At 33.3% G+C, this 24,323-nt stretch carries 26 protein-coding genes and 1 pseudogene; 4 read left to right on the top strand and 23 right to left on the bottom strand.

Annotated elements, in window-relative coordinates:
- Positions 1-43 precede the first annotated feature (43 nt).
- Genes JK636_RS03340 through JK636_RS03325 form a run of 4 tightly spaced genes read right to left on the bottom strand, consistent with a single transcriptional unit; the run spans position 44 to position 3,430 of the window.
- Positions 44-787, bottom strand: coding sequence for an ABC transporter permease (locus JK636_RS03340; RefSeq protein WP_243428110.1), 744 nt, complete (start codon positions 785-787; stop codon positions 44-46).
- Positions 784-1,539 (bottom strand): ABC transporter ATP-binding protein, encoded by a 756-nt coding sequence (locus JK636_RS03335; protein ID WP_202747436.1) that lies wholly within the window; start codon positions 1,537-1,539, stop codon positions 784-786. Before JK636_RS03335 ends, JK636_RS03340 begins: the two co-directional genes overlap by 4 nt.
- 17 nt (positions 1,540-1,556) lie before the next feature.
- Positions 1,557-2,525, bottom strand: a complete 969-nt coding sequence (locus JK636_RS03330) for an ABC transporter substrate-binding protein (protein WP_202747435.1) — start codon at positions 2,523-2,525, stop codon at positions 1,557-1,559.
- Positions 2,526-2,554: 29 nt separating this feature from the next.
- Positions 2,555-3,430 carry a UbiA-like polyprenyltransferase gene (locus JK636_RS03325; RefSeq protein WP_243428109.1) on the bottom strand — a complete coding sequence of 292 codons (876 nt, stop codon included), beginning with the start codon at positions 3,428-3,430 and terminating at the stop codon, positions 2,555-2,557.
- 178 nt (positions 3,431-3,608) lie between these two features.
- Between JK636_RS03325 and lpdD the strand changes: the two genes are divergently transcribed.
- The gene (gene lpdD, locus JK636_RS03320; protein ID WP_202747434.1) at positions 3,609-3,959 is read left to right on the top strand and encodes a prenylated flavin chaperone LpdD; all 351 of its coding nucleotides are present in this window, start codon (positions 3,609-3,611) and stop codon (positions 3,957-3,959) included.
- 22 nt (positions 3,960-3,981) lie between these two features.
- On the top strand, positions 3,982-4,539 hold the full coding sequence (locus tag JK636_RS03315; RefSeq protein ID WP_202747433.1) for a UbiX family flavin prenyltransferase: 558 nt from the start codon (positions 3,982-3,984) through the stop codon (positions 4,537-4,539).
- A gap of 312 nt (positions 4,540-4,851) precedes the next feature.
- On the opposite strand, the gene JK636_RS03310 is transcribed toward JK636_RS03315, so the two are convergent.
- The 7 genes from JK636_RS03310 to JK636_RS03280 all read right to left on the bottom strand — a co-directional run bounded on the left by JK636_RS03310 (position 4,852) and on the right by JK636_RS03280 (position 12,167).
- Positions 4,852-5,241, bottom strand: coding sequence for an LSm family protein (locus JK636_RS03310; RefSeq protein ID WP_202747432.1), 390 nt, complete (start codon positions 5,239-5,241; stop codon positions 4,852-4,854).
- Between the two features lie 366 nt (positions 5,242-5,607).
- The gene (locus tag JK636_RS03305; RefSeq protein WP_202747431.1) at positions 5,608-7,176 is read right to left on the bottom strand and encodes an FAD-dependent oxidoreductase; all 1,569 of its coding nucleotides are present in this window, start codon (positions 7,174-7,176) and stop codon (positions 5,608-5,610) included.
- A 306-nt stretch (positions 7,177-7,482) separates the two neighbouring features.
- Positions 7,483-8,235: a hypothetical protein gene (locus JK636_RS03300; RefSeq protein ID WP_202747430.1), complete on the bottom strand. Its 753-nt coding sequence runs from the start codon at positions 8,233-8,235 to the stop codon at positions 7,483-7,485.
- The gene (locus tag JK636_RS03295; protein WP_243428108.1) at positions 8,235-9,707 is read right to left on the bottom strand and encodes an FTR1 family iron permease; all 1,473 of its coding nucleotides are present in this window, start codon (positions 9,705-9,707) and stop codon (positions 8,235-8,237) included. The genes JK636_RS03300 and JK636_RS03295 overlap by 1 nt, the downstream gene beginning before the upstream one ends.
- Before the next feature lie 318 nt (positions 9,708-10,025).
- On the bottom strand, positions 10,026-10,217 hold the full coding sequence (locus JK636_RS03290) for a recombinase (RefSeq protein ID WP_202747429.1): 192 nt from the start codon (positions 10,215-10,217) through the stop codon (positions 10,026-10,028).
- A gap of 150 nt (positions 10,218-10,367) precedes the next feature.
- Positions 10,368-11,030, bottom strand: coding sequence for an alpha/beta hydrolase (locus tag JK636_RS03285; RefSeq protein WP_202747428.1), 663 nt, complete (start codon positions 11,028-11,030; stop codon positions 10,368-10,370).
- Positions 11,031-11,498: 468 nt separating this feature from the next.
- Positions 11,499-12,167 (bottom strand): helix-turn-helix domain-containing protein, encoded by a 669-nt coding sequence (locus tag JK636_RS03280; RefSeq protein WP_202747427.1) that lies wholly within the window; start codon positions 12,165-12,167, stop codon positions 11,499-11,501.
- Positions 12,168-12,281: 114 nt separating this feature from the next.
- On the opposite strand from JK636_RS03280, the gene JK636_RS03275 reads away from it, so the two are divergent.
- Entirely contained in the window at positions 12,282-13,106 is an 825-nt protein-coding gene (locus tag JK636_RS03275) for an alpha/beta hydrolase (protein WP_202747426.1), read from the top strand.
- A 16-nt stretch (positions 13,107-13,122) separates the two neighbouring features.
- Positions 13,123-14,184 (top strand): hypothetical protein, encoded by a 1,062-nt coding sequence (locus JK636_RS03270; RefSeq protein WP_202747425.1) that lies wholly within the window; start codon positions 13,123-13,125, stop codon positions 14,182-14,184.
- Here JK636_RS03270 and JK636_RS03265 read toward each other — a convergent pair.
- The 12 genes and pseudogenes from JK636_RS03265 to JK636_RS03210 all read right to left on the bottom strand — a co-directional run.
- A pseudogene (locus tag JK636_RS03265) lies at positions 14,184-14,411 on the bottom strand (IS5/IS1182 family transposase); the annotation flags it as partial. The gene JK636_RS03270 and the pseudogene JK636_RS03265 overlap by 1 nt on opposite strands.
- A 931-nt stretch (positions 14,412-15,342) precedes the next feature.
- The gene (locus tag JK636_RS03260; RefSeq protein ID WP_202747424.1) at positions 15,343-15,801 is read right to left on the bottom strand and encodes a hypothetical protein; all 459 of its coding nucleotides are present in this window, start codon (positions 15,799-15,801) and stop codon (positions 15,343-15,345) included.
- A 115-nt stretch (positions 15,802-15,916) separates the two neighbouring features.
- A complete protein-coding gene (locus tag JK636_RS03255) occupies positions 15,917-16,423 on the bottom strand; it encodes a GNAT family N-acetyltransferase (protein WP_202747423.1) in 507 nt (168 codons plus the stop codon).
- Between the two features lie 327 nt (positions 16,424-16,750).
- Positions 16,751-17,410, bottom strand: coding sequence for a class I SAM-dependent methyltransferase (locus JK636_RS03250; RefSeq protein ID WP_202747422.1), 660 nt, complete (start codon positions 17,408-17,410; stop codon positions 16,751-16,753).
- Between the two features lie 390 nt (positions 17,411-17,800).
- A complete protein-coding gene (locus tag JK636_RS03245) occupies positions 17,801-18,184 on the bottom strand; it encodes a hypothetical protein (RefSeq protein WP_202747421.1) in 384 nt (127 codons plus the stop codon).
- Between the two features lie 108 nt (positions 18,185-18,292).
- Positions 18,293-18,862: a GNAT family N-acetyltransferase gene (locus JK636_RS03240; RefSeq protein WP_202747420.1), complete on the bottom strand. Its 570-nt coding sequence runs from the start codon at positions 18,860-18,862 to the stop codon at positions 18,293-18,295.
- 323 nt (positions 18,863-19,185) lie between these two features.
- On the bottom strand, positions 19,186-19,746 hold the full coding sequence (locus JK636_RS03235) for a response regulator (protein WP_202747419.1): 561 nt from the start codon (positions 19,744-19,746) through the stop codon (positions 19,186-19,188).
- A 450-nt stretch (positions 19,747-20,196) separates the two neighbouring features.
- Complete coding sequence (locus tag JK636_RS03230; RefSeq protein ID WP_202747418.1) at positions 20,197-20,931, bottom strand: alpha/beta fold hydrolase; 735 nt, start codon at positions 20,929-20,931, stop codon at positions 20,197-20,199.
- A 240-nt stretch (positions 20,932-21,171) separates the two neighbouring features.
- Positions 21,172-21,651, bottom strand: a complete 480-nt coding sequence (locus tag JK636_RS03225) for an HIT family protein (protein WP_202747417.1) — start codon at positions 21,649-21,651, stop codon at positions 21,172-21,174.
- 253 nt (positions 21,652-21,904) lie between these two features.
- The gene (locus tag JK636_RS03220) at positions 21,905-22,459 is read right to left on the bottom strand and encodes a GNAT family N-acetyltransferase (protein WP_202747416.1); all 555 of its coding nucleotides are present in this window, start codon (positions 22,457-22,459) and stop codon (positions 21,905-21,907) included.
- 201 nt (positions 22,460-22,660) lie between these two features.
- Positions 22,661-23,194 carry an HD domain-containing protein gene (locus JK636_RS03215; protein WP_202747415.1) on the bottom strand — a complete coding sequence of 178 codons (534 nt, stop codon included), beginning with the start codon at positions 23,192-23,194 and terminating at the stop codon, positions 22,661-22,663.
- 402 nt (positions 23,195-23,596) lie between these two features.
- A complete protein-coding gene (locus tag JK636_RS03210; RefSeq protein ID WP_202747414.1) occupies positions 23,597-23,839 on the bottom strand; it encodes a hypothetical protein in 243 nt (80 codons plus the stop codon).
- Positions 23,840-24,323 lie beyond the last annotated feature (484 nt).

The following is a 24,323-nucleotide window of genomic DNA, read 5'->3' as shown; positions in this document are numbered from 1 at the left end:
TTCACCGTAACCTTACTAAGGTCTGTTTTATAATTACCTTTGCTTAAGCTTTCCACTTACAAATAGTTTCTTCCAGCAAGTCTATTAAAACAAACAAGATAAAGCCTAGAAGGCTTAGTATAATTATTCCTTCATACATTCTTATGTAATCAATACTGCTCCAGGCATCCAGAATATAATAACCTATGCCGTACTGAGTTCCATAAGCTTCAGAGAAAAATAAAATAGATAATGCAGTTCCAATGGATAATCTTAAGGTAGTTAAGAGTTCAGGCAAAATAGCCGGAATTGTTATGTGCCTAAAAATTTGAAGCCTCGAAGCTCCAAGGCTTCTTATGTGATTATAGGTTTCCTGTGAAATATTAAGCACTGAATCTCTAACTGCAACAATAATCTGAAATACCAATATTAAAACCAGTATTATAATCTTTGAAGTATCTCCAAGTCCAAACAGCAGCATAACAATAGGCAGCATTGCAGTTTTGGGTATAGGATATGTAAAGTAAACTAATGGATTTAATATTTTGTTCCAGGTTTTCGAGTAGGCCATCAAAATTCCTGCAGTAATTCCTAATATAAGTGAGATGCCAAGTCCGGCAGCTACTCTGTATAAGCTTATTAAAACATGTATATATAGCTTATCGTCATAGAAATTGCTCATATGTAAGTAAACAGCTGCAGGTTTTGGAAGCACTTTTGTATTAAGCAGAACTGCAAAAAGATACCATAATATATTAAATGTAATAAACCCTTGTACAAACAGCGTGATTTTTCTTTTTACCTTCATATTTTCCATCCTCTTTTTATGATGCTCCTAATGCTTTCAGAAAGCTTAAGGTAATCCTCGTTCTGTCTTAAATTCTCAGTATTAAATAAAGGATTATCAATTATTTTAACTATGGTACCTGGACAGTGTGATAATATTACTATTTTCTTTCCCATATAAATAGCTTCTTCAATATTGTGGGTCACTAGTATTGTAGTAGTCTTGTACTGATTCCAAATATCTATGAAAAGCTCCTGGGCTTCTTCCCTTGTAAGAGCATCAAGAGCTGAAAAAGGCTCGTCCATTAACAGCAAATCGGGATTCATTATAAAAGTTCTTGCTATGGCAGCCCTTTGTTTTTGACCGCCGCTTAATTCCCTTGGATATCTGTTTTTCAGATCTCCGATGTTTAATTTATTTAAAATATACTCAGCTCTTTCCTTAACTGCACTATCGATAGGTTGTTCCTTTATCTTTAGAGGCAGCATACAGTTTTTATAAACATTTTTCCAAGGAAGCAGACCAAAGTTTTGCGGTATGAATCCAATGTTGTGCTTCTTTGGACTTAGGTCTTCGCCTTTAAGCAGCACCTTTCCCTCAAAATCTTTAATAATCCCGCATAATACATTAAGCAAAGTGGACTTGCCGCATCCTGAAGGACCAATTACGGCATAAATATCTCCTGATGAAATTTGCATGTTCAAAGGCCCTAGAGCATGAACTGACTTTTTTTCAGAATTATAACTTACAGAAAGGTTATCTATTTCAAGCATATAGTGCCTCCTGCAGCTTATTTAACACCTACATCACTCATTACGTCCTTAGGAGTTAATGTCTTTTTAACAATACCATTCTTTACAGTCCAATCTATAGCTGACTTAACTTCATCTTCTGATGGAAGAGCATTTTTCTTAAATTCAGGCAATTTAATTTTACCTTTCATGTCATCAGGGTATCCAACAGTTTTTATTATTGTAGCTTCATACTCAGAAATTGAAGTACTGTTAATATATTCTACAGCATCATTATAAGCCTTATAAAATGCCTTGATTTCGCTCGTTTTGCTGTCTATTGCCTTTTGTGAAAAAGCTGTTACTGAAGGATAGTGTGCCATTTTGGTTGCCGTTCCAAGAAGTATTCCTCCATCTTTTATAGCAGCTGTAGAAAATGGTTCAGGAAGCAGTGCCGCATCAACCTTATTGTTCCTTAACATTTCAAGTCTTGTTGGTACAGCAGGAACTATAGATTTTTTAACATCTGCAGGCTGCATTGAACTTTTCTCCAGCATTTTGTCTAAAACATATTCAATAGAAGTTTTTTGTGATATAGCCACACTTTTACCTTTGATATCATTTATGGACTTTATTCCTGACTGTGGGTTTGCAATAAGCATAAAGTCTCCATTTGTAATTCCTGTTATCTTTACATCAAAATCTGAATTTTGATAAAGAGCTATTGCTATTTCATCACAAATAACCCCGTCCAGATTACCTGCCTGAAAAGCTGTATCTCTGTCTTGAGAACTTTTAAAAGGCTGAAATTTAACATCAATGCCTTCTTTTTTGAAAAATCCTTTTTCATTGGCAATTACTATTGGAACTACGTCCACAGAATTTATTGCTCCTATATTTAAGGTAGCCTTAGCAGCTGAATCTGATGAGGTCGTCTTTGAAGAATTATTTGCTTGTGAACAAGCAGTTAAGGATACTGCAATAAAAGAAGCAGTAACAGTAGTTAATAATTTTTTTAGTCTAGTCATTTTTAGTCCCCCTATGTATATAAAATTTTTTATATTAATGCATCAATAACACCAAAGATCAGAAAAGCAATGCTTATTATCTGATTTACACCATATGAAGCTATTTTTACATTATTTAAATTATCAGGTGAAACCATCCTGTGCTCTATAAGAAATAAAATTGAAATTATAAAAAGTCCAATAAAATAAAGAATTCCCAGCTCGCTGCTTAATAGGCCTACTGCTATTAAGAAGATAATTGTCATAAAGTGAAAAAGTGAAGAAATGCGCAGAGCATTTTTTACGCCAAATCTTTGAGGTATTGAGTGTATTCCATTTGCAGTATCAAAGTCATAGTCCTGTGAGCCATAGATAATATCAAATCCTGCAACCCAAAGAGTATTAGCCGCACCCATAAAGAGAGGCAGCCAAGAAATTTTTCCGGTTACTGCTATCCAAGCTCCAACTGGAGCAGCAGCGGAGGTTATGCCTAAAACCAGGTGGCAGGCCCAGGTAAAGCGCTTTGTATATGAATAAATAATCATTAAAAATAATGCTATAGGTGAAAGCAGCACACATAATGGATTAAGCATTGCTGCTGCAACAAGCATTACTAAAAAACACAAAATAGAAAACACTATAACTTCCTTTTTCTTTAAGAGGCCTTGAGGAAGCTGTCTCACAGCAGTTCTTGGATTTTTACCGTCAATCTCGGCATCTATCGCTCTGTTTATAGCATTTGCTCCTGTTCTTGCGCCCATAAAGGCAATAAGTATCCAAAACAGCTTATAAAAAGACGGGGCTCCATTGCTTGCTAAAAGCATTGAAATAAGCGCAAAGGATAGAGAAAAGATTGTATGTGAAAACATAACAAGTACTCCATAGTCATGGACTTTTTTTACAGCTTTAGTTAATAGCATATTCATTTAATCGCTCCTATTGGTATAATATTGTAAGTATACATGCTACAAATAATAATACTACAGAGTAGGAACATATTTCAACAAAGCAGGTAATATTTCTAAAAATCAGCCAAGGCTATCCATATAAGCTTTATATGCTATAATTAAACTATATTTAAATAAGCTAAGTGAGGATAGATACATGGAAGATATGATAGAAATTAAACGAACAAAAGGAAGAGTAAGTTTAAAGCTTAATGCCATACATCTAGGTGAAGATATGTGCATTATTATTACAGGTGGGGATAAGCCTCATTTGGGAGCTGTCACTGTAGGCTCAAAAGACGTGGAATCATCGACCTTTTGCTTTCCTAATCATAAAGAAGACCACATTACAAGAGTACTTTACGATCTTTTTACCGCTTCCTTTGACAAAAACGTCGTGCTGTGCTGCGGTATCCATGTAGACAAGATTACCAAATCTGAAATAGATACCATTAGTGCCCTGTGTATTGAAATGATAGAGGAACTTAAGAGTAAAATTAATGTATAACTTACTACAAGGAGATTACAAAATGGAAATAATAGTTGGAATTACTGGGGCTACAGGTACAATATATGCTGTAAGATTACTTGAAGCCATTAAAAAATTTGAGCATGTAAATGTTCATTTAATAATGAGTAAGTGGGCTCAGCAGACCCTTATTACGGAAACAAAATATGATTTAGAATACATAAATTCTTTGTCATATGCAGTATATGATAATTTTAATATGGGAGCCAAGATATCAAGTGGGTCATTCCTAACCGATGCAATGCTTATTGTGCCCTGCAGCATGAAAACACTAAGTTCTATAGCAAATGGCTACTGTGACAATCTTATTGCACGTGCTGCAGATGTAACACTTAAAGAAGGCAGAAAACTTATTTTATCTCCTAGAGAAACTCCATTAAGCGCTATACACCTGCAGAATATGCTAAAGCTATCACAGTTAGGAGTTAAAATTGTTCCGCCAATGCCCGCTTTCTATAATAAACCAGAAACTGTTGAAGATATTGTGAATCATCAAGTAATGAAACTTTTAGATCAACTAGGCTTAAGTTTCCCTGAGGGAAAAAGGTGGCATGGTTAATGGGTGATTACATATGTTTTGGCAAGAGAAACTTCAGTTCCTGATAAATCAGCCCGTGAGAGTATCTCTCGTCAATGGTCAAGGTGTTTCAGGTATACTTTGTGCCGTTTCAAGCGGCGAAATATACTTGTTTGAGTATCTATACCATTCTCAATTTGTATCGAAACATTACTCCTTTAACCAAATCCAGGAATTATTGTATCCAGCATATTTCCACAAATACCAGCTATTCATACAAAAAAGAACGTAAGTAGATTTGAATCTACTCAAATCTATTTACGTTCCATGTACCTAGCTGTAACAATTATTTAGTTACCATCCACTTCCTACAGCATTATGGACAAAAGCAGCAATTCTATCTACTGGTATATCAACTATTGCACCAAGTGTTCTGCCGTTACAGTCAAATCTGTCTCTGTCTCTGTTTCTATTTCTGTCTCTATCCATTTCGAATTCAATTCCCATTTCTCTTCCACTATTTCTGTCACAATCACAATGATCATGTCTATCATCACAGCAGCTTCCTAGTGCGCATCCAGGTGCGGAACCAATTTGAACTATTAATCTTACAAATCTGTTATTAACAGATGCAAGAATGCCAGTAAAACCTCTTCCAGATTCTCCACCGCTAGTTGTAAATATGGTAACAGTTTGTCCAATATGGCGTGCTAAATCATTTACAATACCAAATCCATCAGGCATATTAATTATCTCCTTTTTGGTATATATTTTTGTCGGATATCTTGTCCTGCTACATACTATGACATTGGACTTATTTTGCTACTACTTTAATTAATATATCTAATGTTTTTGAAAATTTAATTGAACATGTTAAGTTCGAGTAAAATAATCAGTACCAGAAAATTATACTCAAATTTAAACACACTTTTTAAACAAGGGAATAATCTGATGCTCTCAGACAATTATATTTTATGAGTGACTTATATAACTGAAGAGCATTATCATTTTATGAAAGATAGAACCAATGTTGCCTGACTATTTTAATAAGATGTTCTTCATAATCCTATAAGAATAGCGGGTCCCATACAACTTATGAGACCCATCCCGCTAAAATATATTGGGATCTTTTTTATTTGGACCTTCACCTACATGCTTTAATGGGTTAAATGCAGGGCCCTCAATATTTTCACCATCATAGCTAAATCTAGATCCATGACAAGGACAATCCCACGTTGTTTCTGCCTCGTTCCAAACTAGTTCACAACCTAAATGGGTACAAGTTATATCAACCATATGTAAAATACCTTTTTCATCTCGATAAGCTCCAATCTTTTCACCATTCACATTAATTACCTTAGCCTCGCCATTATTAATATTTACGTCCTTAGGCGCCGGAGTTATTTTACCGCCTATTAGTGTTTCTGCTACATTTAAATTTTCCGATGCTAGTTTAGCTCCTGAAGCTATTATATCGAATCTAGATGGGTTATAAATGGGTGCCCATGGACTGTCTCCATCTGTAATCAAATCAGTCAATATCTTTGCAGCTGCTGTACTATTGGTCATCCCCCACTTCCCAAAGCCTGTAGCTACTAATATACTAGAGGTTCTAGAATTAACATAACCTACATAAGGAACACCATCTACAGTCATACAGTCCTGCGTAGACCACCTATATAATATTTGTTGCAAGTTAAATGTTTCTTTTGCAAAGTTGCTTATGTTTTCATAATGTATATTAGTATGCTTTTCACTTCCTGTCTTATGATGTTCTCCACCAACTATGACAATTTCACCATCCTCATATTTTTGAGAGCGAAGTGTACGACCTGGATCTTCAGCGGTTATGAACATACCTTCTGGAAATTTTTCTTTAATTTTAACTCCAAGTAAATATGACTTTTCCGCATACATCCTTGCGAAATACATTCCGAGTCCATCATAACAAGGAAAATGAGATGCAATAATGACTTTAGATGCGGTAACTTTGTTTCCATTACTGGTTATTACTGAACTAGATTCTCCATCTTCAATATCCACTACCTTAGTAAATTCAAAAATATTACTTCCATCTCCTGGTATTTCCTTAGCTATTGAAAGCAGATATTTTAATGGATGAAATTGGGCCTGATTTTCAAATTTCACAGCAGCCTTTATATGAAAAGGAAGTTGAATATTATCTTCAAAGGATGCCTTTATACCTAATTTTGAAGCTGCCTTCACCTCTTTTTCAATCTTTTCTATATAATCATCAGATTGGGTATATACATAGGCAGGACGAAAGCAAAAATCACAATCAATGTTTTTTTCCTCCACTAAATTTGCAATAAAATGAATAGCTGATTCATTAGCCTCTGCATACTGCTTTGCCTTTTCTTCTCCGAATTTAGATATAATCTTGTTATAAATTAAACCATGCTGTGAAGTTATCTTGGCAGTTGTATGGCCTGTGGTTCCATGAGCAATCCTATTGGCTTCTAACACAGCTACTTTTAACCCTTTATCTTTTAAAAGCAATGCGGAAGTTATTCCTACCATCCCTCCACCCACTATAGCAACATCAACACTTATATCCTCTTTTAAAGCAGTATAATCTGTTTTATTTGCAGATGCTATCCAATATGGCTCACGAATACTAGTAAAAACATCTAAGTTATATGACTTTGAATCTTCCATCTTTATGCCTCCAAATTTATATTATATTAATTACAATATTAATAAGTACATTTTATGTTTTACCACTTTCATGAAAGTATGTATAAGTTCTTTTTATTTTCACAGAAAACATCAATGTTGAATATGATAATAATGAGGTAACTAATAAACTTAGGAGTATAAAATGATCTCAAAACAAAAAAATATTAAAAGGATTATATGACTTATTTGTTAATCACATAATCCTTTTTCTTCATAAATTGTTAATTAAACTTTATCTATTATTAAATTTCAGCCATACTGAGAATGTTTTATCAAAAGTTAAAACTATTTCAGTTTTTCAACTTCAGAAAGTGTGTTATCTAATGAATCTATTGCTGAAGTTAAAGTTTTTGTGTCAAGTGGCTTAATCTTTATTGCAGTATTTATTATTCCAAGAGGAGTCTCTACTTTCTCGTAAAGGTCTTTATTCTTTTCTTTTACACTATCTTCAATTGGTTTCCAATTTTCTTCTAACTTAGATGATTCTTTGATTGCACCATCTTCATTTTTTGCAGCAAGCATATCTTTCATATTTTTTAATGCACTACGCATATTTTTTGCTCCATCTTCAATAGTAAGTGCTTTCTTACTTTCAGAGGATTGAGGCTGGTCAAGCTTTAATACCTGTTCAAGCTGCTCTTTTAATTCATCAATTTGCTTAGTAAGTGCTTTAGCATCCAAAGGCTTAATTTTAATTGCTGCATTTACAGCATCTAATGGCTCTTCTACCTTACTGTATATCTCTTTGTTTTTATCTTTTACGGCATCCTCAATTGGTTTCCAATTTTCTTCCAACTTTGATCCTTCTGCGATTACTGTAACCTCATCTTTAGCTCCAAGACTTTCTTTCATTTTATTTAATGCATCTATCATATTTTGAGTTCCTTGACTTATGGTAAGAGTTTTTTGAGTCTCTTCAACCTTAGGTTGCTCCTTTACTGGTGTACTTTGCTGCTCAGCTTTCTTAGAAGCACACCCTGTAAGCGAAAGTATTGTTACTAATGCTGTTACTGCAATGAAACCTCTTAATTTTATCATTATTTTTCCTCCAATTTCTTTGAATTAATATTATTTTTAACCACCATAACTATAGCTCCCAAAACTAAAACTATCTGTGGCACAACACTTTGCCATGATGGATAAACTGCTAGCCATGCTATAGTAGGTAAATTGTCACTAGAAGTTGCTGGAAGAACGCCTGCATTTTGTAAGCCGTTAATTCCCATTCCTGTAAACTTTAATCCCAAGTAGAAAACAAGAAGGCTTGAGATTAGGAAAAAAGGCCTCATTGGAATACGCAATCCTACCTTTAGCATTAGGAAAGCTACGATAACTAATATTGCAACTCCTATGGCTATTCCTGATAACAATACAGGTAAACCAACTGAAGATGCCATTCCTATATAGAATAATACGGTTTCTGTTCCTTCTCTAAACACTGCTAAAAAAGCTAGAAATCCTAATGATAACAAACTCCCTGTAGCTATTGCTTTTGAGCTTTTTTCACTTATATAATTCTGCCACTCATTTGCACTTGATTTACTGTGAAGCCAATAGCTTACATATATTAGCATTACAGCTGCAAAAACGCCAGTCCATCCAGAAATTAAAAAATTGTTATTTCCAAAGGTTCCTGAGCTGAATAAAACCTTAACTAGAATTGCAATGATAAAACTTACAGCTAGCCCTATACCTACACCACCAAAGATCCATCCTTTCTTATCCTCATTCCCGGATTTCTTTAAAAATCCAAGAAGCGCCACAACCACTAATAGAGCTTCTAAGCCTTCACGAAGGATTATTGTGATAACATCTACGATACTGTATGTATTGTCACCTGAAACCTGAGACATATAACCAATCATTCTTTCTATAACCTTCAGAGCTTTATCTGGTTGTTTTGGATCAACAGACAAGTATGCCTTAGAAGCAACCATATCTTTTTCAGCATCATTATATATTTTTTGAGATTTTGTTAAAATAACGCCTTCCACATCCAGCCACTTAGAAGTGAAATCTTGCATAGATTTTAAGGCAGCGTTATTATCTCCATTTTTAATTTGATTCTTTGCATTTTCTAAAATTATAATTAAATCTTTAACTTGAACTTTATTATTATTCTTTTCAGTAGTTGAAGCATTATATTTTCCTTGAATAAAACTTTCATTAGTTTGCATTAGTTCTTTTAGTGCATCCTGCAATTTATCCTTTTGAACTGGTTCCTGAGAAAAAAGAAACTGTACCATACCCATTTTTTCTTCAATATCTCCATAAGCCTCTTTTGATTGTGTTTTAATCTCGTCTTCATAATCTACCCAAGACTTGTTATATGTAGAGTAAGTTTCTTTTGCAGCATTTACCTCTCCAGATTCAACAAAATTATATACTTTCTGTAGTATCTTATTTGCATCCGTTAGAGAAGCATTTGCATCTGAAGCCAGTACTGGTGTTGTTAGAATCAACATAGAAAGCATTGAAAATAATAAGAAGTAAGCAACGTTTTTTAACATAATTTATAGACCCCTTACGATTTTATTTTTAGTATTTCATTATTCTCCTTATAAATATGTACTCTTTTCGCTAATAGTTATTCACAATAGTTAATGATATTCATTATCAGTACATATTGATAATATGATATCCGACTAAAGTTGTCAAGTAGAATATTATTACCAAGAACTCGAGCCCTTAACCCTATTAACTCCTGAAATCTTATTTATGCTTTGAGTTAAATTATGAAAACCACGATTCCTACAAAACTTTCTATAGGTTTTGTATTATTTATTATTCCAATAAACTTCTTTGCCTTAAATTTCTGAAGCAAGTTATCAGTTTTTAAATGCTGCTCTCATACCATTTTGCTTTTCATTTACAACAAGGTTCCCTTCTTCATCTTTATTGTAACCCATAAATTTAGTATGATTAACCGCCACCTTGCCTTGCTCGAATCTTCTTCGAATACCCCATGTTCTGTTTTCGGGTATCGCTCTACTTTCGTCCTGTCTAGTATGAGGAAGCATAAATATCTACTAAAAGTCTATTGGTTTTCAGTTGAAGCAAGTTTAGAAATATAATCGAATGCAATTTAAGGACTTCAAGCTAGAAAAGCTAGAAGTCCTTTTTGAACATAAAAATATACTTAACGCCGTAGGACATTAATTTGCCCACAATTAGTTACTAACTATAAACTCCACAGCCTTCAAAGTTTTTTCAGCTAAATCTTTAGGATACTCATGGCCAATACCTTTATTGATATAGTATTCATGGGCAAGTCCACCTTCCTTAAATATCTTTAAAAGATGCTGTACAACTGGGTCAGTGTCCTGATCTCCTTCAAGGATAACTATTCTTGTTTTTCTTTCTGCTAATTTCGTTGTTTCTTTAAGTTCTAAGTTACCTAAGTAATCACCAGGGCATAATGCAATAACTCCTTTTATTGGAATAGTGCTATGAAAAGCCATATCAATAGAAGTAGTTGCACCACCAGAGAAACCTCCAATTATTACACAAGTTTCATCAATGGAATAGTCAAATAGTAATTGTTCATAGCAATCTTTCAGTTCTTTTCTTGATAGAACTGGATCACTAAGCCAGCCAAAGCTGTTATTAAAATAGATTTGTGATGATTGAGTATATACAACTATGTATCCTTTTTCTAAAAGCACATCAGCCTTCCAATTCCAGCTAGTATTTTTTATGTTGCAGCCAAATCCATCACCATGCAAACAAAAGAATAACGGATGTTTTTTTGCTCTATCATAAGATTTTGGAAGGTGAACTTCATATTTGAACTTAGAATTTTCTTTAGCCTGCTGAAGATGTTTTCTATTCAAATTACTAAGTGCCTCATATTCAGGGTGTTCCCTTAAGAGATTAAAGCTTGCCCAGTGTAATGGAAGTGAATAACCTTTTTCAAGTGATTTTTTTATAACCGAAATGCATCCTTCACAATTATTTGTCTGAGCATATATCATAGCTTCATAAAGCATAAGTTCAAATAGACTTTTCTCATATTCATACTTTGGTAAAAGTTCATTTGCATGATGGAGTAGATTTAAAACCTCATCATACTTTTTTTCAGAGTAAGGTTGAGAGTTAAAATTGGCTCATAAGTTAAGTGCTAGCTATAAGCTAAATCATAGCAAGTCTTAATTTATGAACCTCAATATTGGAATCAATTACTAGTAGATTACCATTGCGAATCAACATAATAAAAATGTGAAATAATTAGTTATAAATAATATCTTCACCTTTTTCCATCAATATTTATTTCAGTCACTAATTCTTGCAGAAGCCTTGCTCTATCTATTCCTATACTCCCTTGGAGTCCCGCCAGTAACCTTCTTAAAGGCCTTACAAAAATGACTGGAATCATGAAAGCCTAGGAGTTCAGAAACTTCCATGATGCTTTGGGTGGTAGTTGCCAAAAGAGTTTTTGCTCTGTTAATCTTTAAGTTTGTTATATAATCCATCACCGTTACACCCATGTGTTCTTTAAACACTAAACTTATGTAAGGTCTAGATAAGTTTAGTTCTTCACTGATGGTCTGTAGAGAAATATAGCTTTCAATATTAATGTGGATATGTTTTAAAATTCTGTTCAGAGTATAATTATCCGTAACCTCAGAATAGTAGATGACAAAATCCGAGTACACCGAGAATATTTCCTTTTCCAAGGCCTGCAGTTCCTTTAGGTTTCTGCAGGCTTTGATCCTCTGGTAAAATTTATTGTAGGTTTCATGCATTATAGTGTTCATAACCATATTTTTAGCCTGTGATATTTTGCGCACCAGTATCCCCTGCCATATAAATAAATCTATCTTTTTATCTTCGACATTCTTTTCAACCTCCTGCTCATACTTATGTTTATTCTCTATGAGCCGGTTTATTTCCTCTATATCATTCATATCGAGAAGTGCATCAAATTCAGGTATAAAGATAGAGTAGTCTGTAATAAATCCTTCTATCATATTCATTCTCCTAAAACTACATTAATATAGTACAATTTAATATAATTATATACCATTTTTCTTTTCAATATAATTCTATAATTATCATATGACAATATGAATGGAGGAAGGAAAATGAAGAAAGGAACAATTCATGTTATAGAGAACTTTTATATGCCAGAGCTGAATAGATACAGAACCATAAGAATTTATTTACCGCCGGATTACAATGAAGCAGACAGGCACTATCCGGTAATATACATGCATGATGCTCAGAACCTTTTCACCGTAGAGACCTCTGCTTTCGGCACCATTTGGGATATAGCCGCAACCCTTGATAGCATATACAATGAGAACCATGAGAAGGCTTATATCGTTATTGGAATTGATAATGGCTGCAATTACAGATATTCAGAGTACTGTCCCTGGTACAGCGAGGTCGGAGGTGAATACTTGCCCCACGCCAGGACTACCGGATTTCTTGGCGGAGAAGGTTTTAAATATATTGATTTTATAGTAAACACCTTGAAACCCTTTATTGATACTACCTATAAAACCTTAAAGGACAGGGAGAACACTGCTGTCTGCGGAAGCTCCATGGGCGGGCTTATATCTATGTGTGCAGGATTAAAGTATCAGGATGTATTTTCAAAAATAGCTGCCTTTTCCTCTGCTATGTATTTTGCAGAAGAAGAAGTTAAAAGCTTTATTATAAGTGAAGGTAAAAGAGAAGCCATGAGAATATATATGGATGTTGGTACAGACGAAACAAGCAATCCGAATAATCCAGATTTTCCGCAAATATATTTGAGTTGTAACAGAAATGTTTATTTGACCTTAAAGGACGTTGGCTTTGCCTTTGAGGATGTAAAATATGAAATCGCCGAAGGAGATATTCACAATGAAGCCTGCTGGCGTAAAAGATTTCCCGGCATGATGAATTGGCTCTTCAGCTTATAAATTGGGAGGTGTTGAAATGGAAAAGTATATTCAATATTTAAAAGAAAATTTCTTAACTCCGGAGCAGTATATCATAAGCAAATTTGCGGAACATCAGATTATATTATTAGGGGAAGATCATGCTGTAAAAAGTAACCTTAACCTGGCTATTAACCTTATTCCCCTATTATATCAGGAGGGCATATACAACTTCGGAATGGAGTTTGGCGCCAGCGAAGACCAGGCGGACTTAGACAGGCTTATTACCGGTGAGGAATATGACGAGGTGGAAGAAAGACGCCTGATGTTTAACTACAACGTTAAATGGGCTTATAAGGAATACACCGACATATATAAAGCTGCTTGGAAATTTAACAGGTCCCTGCCAAAGGACGCAAATAAGTTCAGGATTTTGAACCTTAGCTATATTTATAACTGGGAAGGTTTTTCTGGTATGAGAACCCCCTTAAACTTTAAAAAAATATTTCACAAAGGAAATATCGAGGCCTTCAGAGCAAAGCTTGTTGAAAGAGAAATTTTGTCCAAAGGTGAAAAGCTCCTTATATTAACTGGGACTCCCCATGCCTTCACCAAATTCAAAAATCCAATCTTTGAGGGTAATGCAGACCAGTTCTTCATTCTCCAGGGTGGCTGGCTCGGCAACAGATTATACGAAAAATTCGGTTCAAAGATATTTAACATTATACTACATCAACCTGCAATGAACATAAACACTTTGCTTCCTGATACCACAATGGGAATAAAAAATATCGAAACTGTTATGGAGAGCTTGAACAACAAACCTGTTGGCTTTGATTTAGTGAACACGGTAATGGGCGACATCCCCGATGACAGCTACAACTCCATCCCCTATAAAAACTTCACCCTCAAAGAAATGTTTGACGGCTACATCTTTATAAAGCCAATAAGAGAACAGCAGGGCTGCACAGTAGATTATGAATACTTAAATGGTAAAGACTTCGAGAAGGTCCAAAACAATTGGCCGGATAAAGATTGGACTCCTATTCCTAAAAATGAAGAGGAGTATTGGAATGAAATTGAAGGGTATGTAGATTTGAGGAAGAGGTACCTGATTTAGCAACCATCTCTAAGTGAACGATATTTAAATTTATTACCACCAAAGTAGCACGTATTAACTTGGTTTTTACCTTGATCTTTCTTGCCCTGTCGGTCTTTTCTTATAGCCATATGCTCGGCAGGGCAAACAAAAATTCCAGCATCTTTGTTAAATTGGAATTCATCCTCTTTCTTACGAGTTCCACACGAAACCATTGGATTAAGTTTTGAAGTATATAATAGTCCGTTCTTAAGATTACAGCATTCACAGCTATTTAACACCTGCGAGTCAATTAGACTGCTGGAAGCACCTTCAAAGCCCATTCCAAAAATAGTAGACGCAATTACAAACTTATCGTACTTTTCTCTACCCTAATTTTTGACTCGCCTATCTATGACATCACATACAATATTTTCTGCATAGCCTATAATATAATAAACATCCGCCTAAAATTGTATATTTATATAATATAGAAAAAATATTTTAAATTTCTATTAGGAGATGACAAGTATATAAAAAAGAAAAGCCATGATAAAGAGGAATCATGCCAGCTGTAGATGGAGAGTTCTATGCAATTAAACGATGTTACAAATTCAGGGCTTCAAGTATAAGAAAACTTAACGAATTAAAGGCTAACCACTCTGATTAAAAGCTTATATTAATACATTTATGATGAAGTCATTTCTTATAACTACGACTATGTTTTTAAAAAAAGTCCAACTAGTTAACTTGATTTCTAGTTGTCTATATTTATTGATAACTAGTCAGCCGCCTTCAAGTCGCCCCTTATTTTAACATCAATAAACTGTTAAAAGGAGGTGATTACATATGTTTAGGCAAGAAAAACTTCAGTTCTTGATATACCAGTCCGTGGGGGTATCTCTCATCAATGGTCAATGTGTTTCAGGTATACTTTGTGCCGTTTCCAACGGCGAAATGTACTTACTTGAGTATCTATATCATACTCCAAAAGTCATGCCATTAAGGTACAAATAATTAAAGCCTTTTTCATACGTTCCCCTCATTAAGAATATTGTTTGATATACCATATTTTACAGAAGCGACACTGCATGCTACTAAAAAGAAGTAAACAAATTTCTGCTTAAATATTAAGGCATTCAATCAATTTTTAAGAAAACTGTGTCTTAATTAAGATTTTACATATTATCTTGTGCACTTTTAATATCCTATTTCCTCTGCAATTTTAGCAAGTACTTTGCAATTGTTCTTATCATTTGGATTTAGACTTATATAATTCAGGCACTTATATATATCGATTTCTTTTTCGTTAAAGGCCCTCAATCTGTTAGTAGATTGAGGCGTACTATGTAGTGAAATGGATAAATAAAGTCTAGACAGTGCGTCTTCCAAATCTTGATTTTTGTTATTAACATTTTTATAAGAAGTAAATGGTAATATATACATAGCAGTATGTAGATTGGAAGCTGCTTTCATATAGTAATATATTTTATCTTCCTCATCAAATTTAGAATAATCTACAGCAAAGCAAGAAGCTGCTTCACTTAAACTCTGCTTAAATGCTTCATTTGCAGTTTGTTTTTTCCCATTTTGAATTAAAAAGTTATAAGTTCCAAATATAATTATTAGAGATATAATTAGAACATAACATTTTTTCAATATTGTTCCCCCACTTTCATGCAAATTTTATTCTTATCATAGTTCATGATATTTTACAATGATTCCCCAATCTATGTATTGAACTAGCGAATCAAATAAGAAAATTTCGAACTAATTACTTTGCCAACCTCCACCAGTAACATTCATCATCTTCCATATATTTAACCATCCCAATCTTTTGCAATACTCTATGTGAAGGTATGTTGTTTTTTAGTGTATCCGCAAGTATAATTTTAACTTCTGGATTTGAAAACATCCATTTTGTTAAGCTTTTTAATGCTTCAGTCATAAAGTCATTACACCTATAATCGCTTTCTATCGAGTAACCAATAACAACTTCACCGTTTTCACTAGGAAAGTTTTTTATCATGATCGATCCAATGAACCTATTTTCTTTTTTCAATGCTATTATCCAGACCGTATACCACATATAGTTGATAGGATTATCCTCTACATTCTTTAGCCTTATTTCGTAAACATTCTTTTCCCTGTCACTAAGCTCTTTATCAGTAATAGTTAAACCTAACGCTCTCTCCAACTTATTAAAATTGGAAATACAAAGTTCAAGATGAGATTGGTTTAAAGGCAATATATTTAGTCTTTCGGTATCGATTACTAGCATTATAGATAATCTCTCCTATCATACATTTGTAGCTTATTGCACCATAATCTACTATTGCGTCTTAATAAAAGAAGCTAAAACCTTTTAAACTATCACTCGGTTAATCTAAAATTGCATCTAACGTTTCGCATTTCCGACGCCGAGACACTTAGCAAGACTTGGCTTGGTGTCACAGGTGTAGCTTGGCTGTTTTCTGAAGCTAAGCCGGACGGAAATTTTTTGTTATACTCTGCTTTAGCCTCTAAACTTTAAGATGAATCCATTCAAAAAATTAAACTTGCTTCATAAAATAAGAATTAAGTGAATGAACTTAACACATTACTAGGCTCATTTTCTACAAACACAATGAAGTATCGGACCATCTTCCTCTTTATAAACTATACCTCTTTTGCACTCTACAACTGAGAAGCCTGTCATTTGTGCCAAATCTTTCATTTCATTAGTGGTAAAGGCCACCCAATAGCAATCTGTATTGGCATAAGCAAAGAATTTCTTACCATCAAGATATTGTGGATATTTTACTTCCAAAAATTCTTTATCATGACCAGAAAAGCTAAGTATTCCATTACTTTTCAAAACCCGGTAACACTCTTTCAGAATATGTATTTTATTCTCTTCCTCGTAAAAAAGACCGAAAGTCTGTGACCACATTATTACAACATCAAAAGTATTGCTTTCAAAAGGTAATTCTAATCCATTCGTTATCAAAAATTCGATATCTCGGTTACTTTCTAATGCAAATTGCTTTGCAGGTTCTATAACCTTTTCAGATATGTCAATAGCCGTAATTCTAAATCCTTTATCATATAAGCAGAACGCTTCTCTGCCCATGCCACAACCTATATCAAGAATCCATGACTTAATAGGAAAATGAGAAACTATTTCGCTTTCCCAAACTTTCAATTTTTTATTAGTATAATCTCTCATATCTCTTATTGCAGGTTCCTCAGAGTATAATTTTTTTACAATTTCTATATTGTTACTCATGCACATACCTCCAATGATATTCATAACCTTTAATGAGCAATATACTACAATTCCTCATCAATAAACTTAAGTCAAAAAACTATTATTATCTGCTTTCTATCAACAAAGTTGCGTATAACGTTCTCGGGTTGCTGACGTTTTGAAAACTTAGATAACTCTTATCTTAGTTTTGAAAATGAGCCTTGGCGATGATACGCTACTAACTATATATTGATTATAAACCATATATTTACATAATGCCATATAAGAAAAGTCCACCAGCCAAGGCGGACAGCAGCATTTTGTTAGGTGTAGTTTTACCCAATACACCTTAAACTAAATCTAGTCTATTAAAGATTAAATCAATTTACGATAAAATAAAGCTTAGAATTAACAATGCAATATACTGTTCTACTTAATATTTATAGGTATAGACCTCTTTAGTTTTTTTGCATTAACATCTATGTAATCTGATAATCTGTCCTCTATACTACATCCATCTAATGAATACCAAGTTATCTCCCCAATAACATCGCATAAACTTTTACCATGAAATACTTTAGCGTTTAAAATATCTTCTAGTTTAGCATAATCATATGCTTGTGAGCCATCTGGCACTAGTCCATACCAATATATTTCTTTACCACGGTTATCCCTATCTGGCATTTTTCCAAGCCAACAATCTTCATATTCTGTATCATTATCAATACAAAAATTCATTTCGATACATGAATTATATTTAACCACATCACTATCTAATATTGTTATTAAGTCTTGCAATTTAATCTTTGCCAATGATCTCACATCCCTATATTTGTATTTATCATAAAACCAAGTATCGTACTAATCTTTAATTATTAACGGAAGTATTTTGTTAGATGACGGTTCCACTGAAAATCAACTTTACTTTTTGTTCTTTTTAATTAGACCAAATATTACTCTATCCTCATATTCATCTGTTCTCAGGTTATACGCAGCCTCCTTTATTAGACCTTCTCTCTGAAATCCTAACTTCTCACTTAACTTAATTGAAGCTATATTATCTGGATGAATTAATGCTTCTATCCTATTTAGCCCAATTATTTCAAATGCAAATCTAATAATTTCCTTCGCCACCTCACCCATAATATTTTGTCTCCAATATCTTTTGTTAAGCATAAATCCTATCTCTGCATGAGAGTTAGATATATTAAAATCATGAAGCGTAATTAACCCAATAACCCTATCACTTTCTTTTTCAGCTATACACCATCGTATAAATTTTCTATTTCTAAATCCTCGCAAAAAAGCTTGTACTGCTTTCTGTGCTTGTTCTATTGTTTGCATAGCTCCTGTCTGCTGATATTTTACTGCGTCTTCATCTGAATATATTTCATATAATGATAAATAATCATGTTCCTTTACTTCCCTTAAATTAAATCTTTTACTCTCAAGTTGAGGAAACTTGTCAAATTCTAAATTAATATTACTCACTATCTTCTCCCCCCACTAGTAATATATTTTCTATAATCAGCTCGTGATCACTGTCGTCTAACGTTTCTTGCTGCCGACGTTTCTGAACCTTAGCGCGACGCGCTTGGTAAAGGAATGTGCCTTGGGTCTCATTTGACAATTAACTATATATTGATTATAAACCACAAATTTACACAATACTACTAAAAAAGCTACCCTCCAACGCGGACGGCAGCATTTTGTTATATGTAGTTTTAACAACTACACTATTATTAAAGTCTTTTTGATAAAGTTTAAATTAATTTCGTTGTATACAAGAACGGGAACTATATATTTAAACCTTATTAAATTACACCTATATTTGCAATAATTTTATCTGGTAAAAAGGGCTTTGTAATGTATCCTGATGCCCCTAATTTTATTGCAGAATCAATTATTCCCTTGTCTGTTACTGCTGAACACATAATTACCTTAATATCAGGATAGTCTCTCATAACATTTGTTAATGCTGTCATACCATCCATCCCAGGCATATTTATATCAAGAATTATAAAATCTGTCTTTTCCTTCTTTAAAATATTCAATAGTTCATATCCTTCTGTAGCTTCGCCAATAACTTCACATCCATTTTCAGATAGTATCTTTTTTAGGGAATCCCTAACAAATTCCACATCATCTACAATTATAACCTTCTTTTTGTTTTTAGTCCTTCCAAGTAATTCATCGGTTGATATATTAAAAAAATCAGCAATTGAACATAACATAAAAATATCTGGCACGGAATTCCCAGTTTCCCATTTTGATACCGCTGCTACTGATACCCCCATTTCAGATGCTAACTTTTCCTGCGTCATATTCTTATTTTTTCTTAATTCATATATCTTTTTACCAACTTCAATATTCATATATACCTCCATTTAATATTACAATGCTTATGATTAATTTATTAAAGTAAATATTTACTAATTTAAGAGTATCATTATAACCTCATATATTCAAACGAAGTATAGTAGAATAACTTAACTGTTAGTTAATATAAGTAACTTTCTGCATTTTAAGTCACACTCTTTTATAAAATAATTAAAACCTTTAGCTGTCACTCTCTTTAAAAGAAATTACATATAACGTTTTTAATTTCCGACACCGAGAGCCTTAGATAGCTCCTATCTAAGGGGTGCAGGTGTGCCTTGGCTGTCTTCTCAAGCCAAGGCACACGGCAATTTTTTGTTAGATGAAGTCTCCGCTTGTACTACACCTTAAATTTTAAATATAAAATTCTTACGTTTACAAATCATTAATTTTTAAATAGACATTAGATAAAAGTACCTTTATAAAATGCCATAAAGCTTTATCAATTACGAATTAAACTCTTTAAGAATTATTTTTTTAAATTCATTAGATTTTTTAATTGGATGCTCATGTCCAGCATTCTCTATATATTGAATGTTACAATTTTTATTTAATTTCTTCATATATAAAACAGTACTCTTAATCACATTTGGTTCTTTAGAACCACAAATACATAGCACAGGAAATGAGATATCCTTAAATTGAGGATATTTTTCAAATGTTAACCGATCCATATAATAATTCTTCCATGTATTCATGCTGATTTTTGTCCAATAACTTATAAAAAAGTCAGCTCTTTTTTTATCGTCAATACCAATAAACCTTACATATAATTTTCCTACTAATTTTGATCTAATCAACCGATATGCAAGACCTACGATGATTGCTTTTTGCTTTGCAATTTTATCTGACTTATCTACCATTGGACTGCTAATAATAGCCCCACTAAAAAAATTAGGACATTGAGAAATAACTGAAAATGCTAAGTTTGCACCTTCTGAGTGACCTATAATGTACACCTTTTCTTTTTTAAGACGATCAACAATTTCAATAATAGCATTTTTATTTTCTTCGAAATTAAAATCTCTTTTAACCTCATTTCCACTTCCATATAAATGAGGAATAATAAGATGGAATTGGTTTGAGAGAGAATATAGTTTTAGGTACGTTTCTGTAATGCCAGCACAATGCAGAAAAACTAATGTCGGATTATTATTATCTCCATATTCTTCATAGTACATGTTCTTAGTTCCTTTCAATTGAATAGATCAAAAATCAATTTTATTAAAGTAATTATATGATTTTATTTAAAACTTCGGTATGGCACTCACTTAAACAGGATTTCATCTAACATTGCTAATTCCCAACTCCGAGAAGTTTAGCGAGACTTCGCTTTGCTTCGCAGGTGTAGCTTGGCTATCTTTTTAAGGCAAGCTATACGGAAATTTTTTGTTATATGTAGTTTTGCAGTTATACTTTGATTAAAGGCTTTCGTTGCTAATGTTTGCAAAATAACTTTTCAATCTATTTGCATATTCAATACGTCCTTCTGGTTTAGATGCCCCTCTGTCAGTTAAATACAAATTATCATCTTTATATCTCGGAAACACATGTAGGTGATAATGCCAAACATCCTGATTTCCACAAGGTTCATTATGCTGCCTAGAAGATACACCGTCACACTTGTAAACCTCTTTAAGTGCAATAGCAATTCTCCTTTCTAATTTATGAATTCTTGCAGAGATTGCATCTGGCAAATCATAAATATTCTCAAAATGACTATTAGGAATAATAATTACATTACCCTTATTATTTTTATACTGGCCTGCACTAATGAATGCAGTTATGTACTCATCCTTATAAAAAATGTCTGCTTGTTTAGTCTGCACATGTTCGTTTTCAACACCATCAACAACTAAACAAAATGGACAGATATAATCTTTTGGTTCATGATTATACATTTTTATCCCCCCATGTATACAATTCATAATATTTTACAATCGGATCTCACAAAGTAAATTTTAAAAAACATAAGCAATAACTTTGCTTCATCAAAATTACAAATAACGTTCAGCATTCAAGACGTTTCTGAACTGAACCATAAAGGAATACCTCTTGGATGCTCTTGCGCCAGTGAAGAAATGCGCTTTGGCTGTCTTGTCAAGCCAAAGCGAACTTGGATACATTGTTATACGTTGCTTTAGCCACTACACTTTAGGTTGAACTATTCAGCCATTCCTCGTATAATATCGCATATTGAAACCTATCACACCATTCATCAGCAAAGATGCTATTCACTCGCTGAGCCTTTATAAAATGAGCCTCTCTACGCATTCCTATCTTTTCCATTATTCGATATGAGGCTGTATTATTCGAATTACACCCTGCAATAATGCGCCGAAGACCAAGCGTTTGAAATCCAAATTTCAAGAGTTCCTTTGCTATTTCTGTACCGAATCCCTGTCTCCAGTAATTTCTATGTATAGTCCATCCTAATTCTGGCTCGTCATCTAATCCAAAAAGTGAAGCAGCACCAATCAGAGTCCCGGTTTCCTTGAGCACTGTCGCAAATTCAAAATTTCTACATTCTTCTTCATTAGCATTTGATATAGCCCATTCCAAGTATTTATGTGCTTCTTCTTCGCTCAATGTCATTTTTCTATATTTCATATTTTCACTATTGCCAAGCCAATCATAGACAATCGAAAAATCGGTTTCACAAAATTTGCGTAATATTAATCGTTCTGTCTCAAGTCCAGTAAACCTCATCTTTAGCCCTCCATTGCATTTATTAAATTTATATTAAACTACTAACTCTATAAATAATATCACTTCGCGATTAGTTATAATTTCATCGCTAAAAAATTATACGCTGCTTTAGCCACTAAACTTTGAGCTAGATCCGTTGAAAAACTCGATTTTGCTTTATATAAAATGAAGATTTCGTATTAGTTTTGGTACCGAAAATGCTTATACTGTTCGCATAATACCAAATTCAGTTAATAAATTCTGAAACCTACATTTTTCATGTTCCATCACAGGAAAAAGCGGATTGTATAAACAATGTTGTAAAACATCTGCATCTTTTAATACTTCATCAAATGCAGAATGAGTAGTCGCCTTTGAACTGTGGTTGCTGATAGCTGAACATAATAAATCTGTTTCATTATCAGTTGTCAATGACAACTCCTCAAGAATTTGACGTGCCAAAACTGCACCGTGCTCAGCATGATTTTCAGTATTCATGGCCTTGTAAGAATATAAATCATGTAACATACCAGCCATGGTCGCCAATTCAACATCTTGATTTCTTTTTAGGGCAATCATGGCACATGCTTGCGAAACTCCATAAAGATGTAGATACCCACACCTTCTTTCTTGAGTGTCCTTCATATTTAATAGAATATCATCAATATACTTTCGAAGTCTTTCAATGCGATTTTCCATATCTTCAGCACGTCCATTATGTAAATACTTTTCAATTTTTTCAATATGTTTTTCCATGTCTTCCTCCGTCCACTATATAAATTTTCTAACTTCACAGTTTAATCTGAAGTTCACAATAGTTTACCAGTCCGTATTATTTTAATATATTAATTATATAACTTATAGCAATTAATTTCCAACAAAAAAGCCTGTAACCATTATGATCACAGACTACTTAACAATCGGTTATATGGATAATGTGGAGTTCTGTTATACTCAAAAAACCTCACGTTACCTATTATACGTTCCACCGTACCGAATTAATTACAGTTTTATAGATAATTATCTACAATTACTGGATAATTCCGGTTCCTGGCACCTATCTTTATGCCTTGAAGGCATATGATGCTGTTAATCCCTCTAAACTCGACCCTCCAATTACATTGCTTTCCGGTATATCCAATATATTATAGTTCCTTTTTACCATGGAATCACTTCCTTTATTATAAAATGGGCAAAATCTTCATTACATTTTAATTCAGTATCTCTATCATCCACTGTCTCAATAAATATCGCTGCTATAGGCAGAATCTTTCCTTCATAGATTAAATTAACCAAGACCGATTTCACGCCCATATCCAAATATTCTTTTCCATCATCCCCCATTATTTTTTCAACTAATGGTGCCCATTTCTCTTTAATTTCTTTCCAGAAACTATTCAATACATCATAATTCCAATCTCAATTTGTTTCTCTATATCAGTAATCCTTTCACTCTTATTTTCTTTATTCATTTTTACCATCTCCTATTTAATATCTCTATTAATAATATTTTCAGCGGACTACGTTACTATATAAATACATATCTGTTTTACAGAAAGAATAATTTTATATTCCTTAACAGATAAGGATATATCGGGTTAGACCCCTTACTTTTGTTAAAAGAGTTACTTATAAAATTACTTAAACTGACACAAATATATATAGATATATATGGAAGTATATAAATATTTATTGGGATAATGCGCCTTGAGAAGGCTCTCGCGTTTTATAAAGAGTTTTTAAAGTTGTAATCTACATATAATTTTTTGTTGTCTATAATACGATATTTGTTGTACGTTAAAGCTTCCATGGAAACCGTCATTACTTGTGATAGCCGGGTAGGTAAAGGCCTCACGAACTTTCCCCCTCACAGATTCCGTACGCG

Origin of the sequence: Clostridium rhizosphaerae, assembly GCF_016765585.1 — a bacterium.
Classification (GTDB): domain Bacteria; phylum Bacillota; class Clostridia; order Clostridiales; family Clostridiaceae; genus Clostridium_AT; species Clostridium_AT rhizosphaerae.
This window is presented reverse-complemented; position numbering and strand designations above follow the sequence as displayed.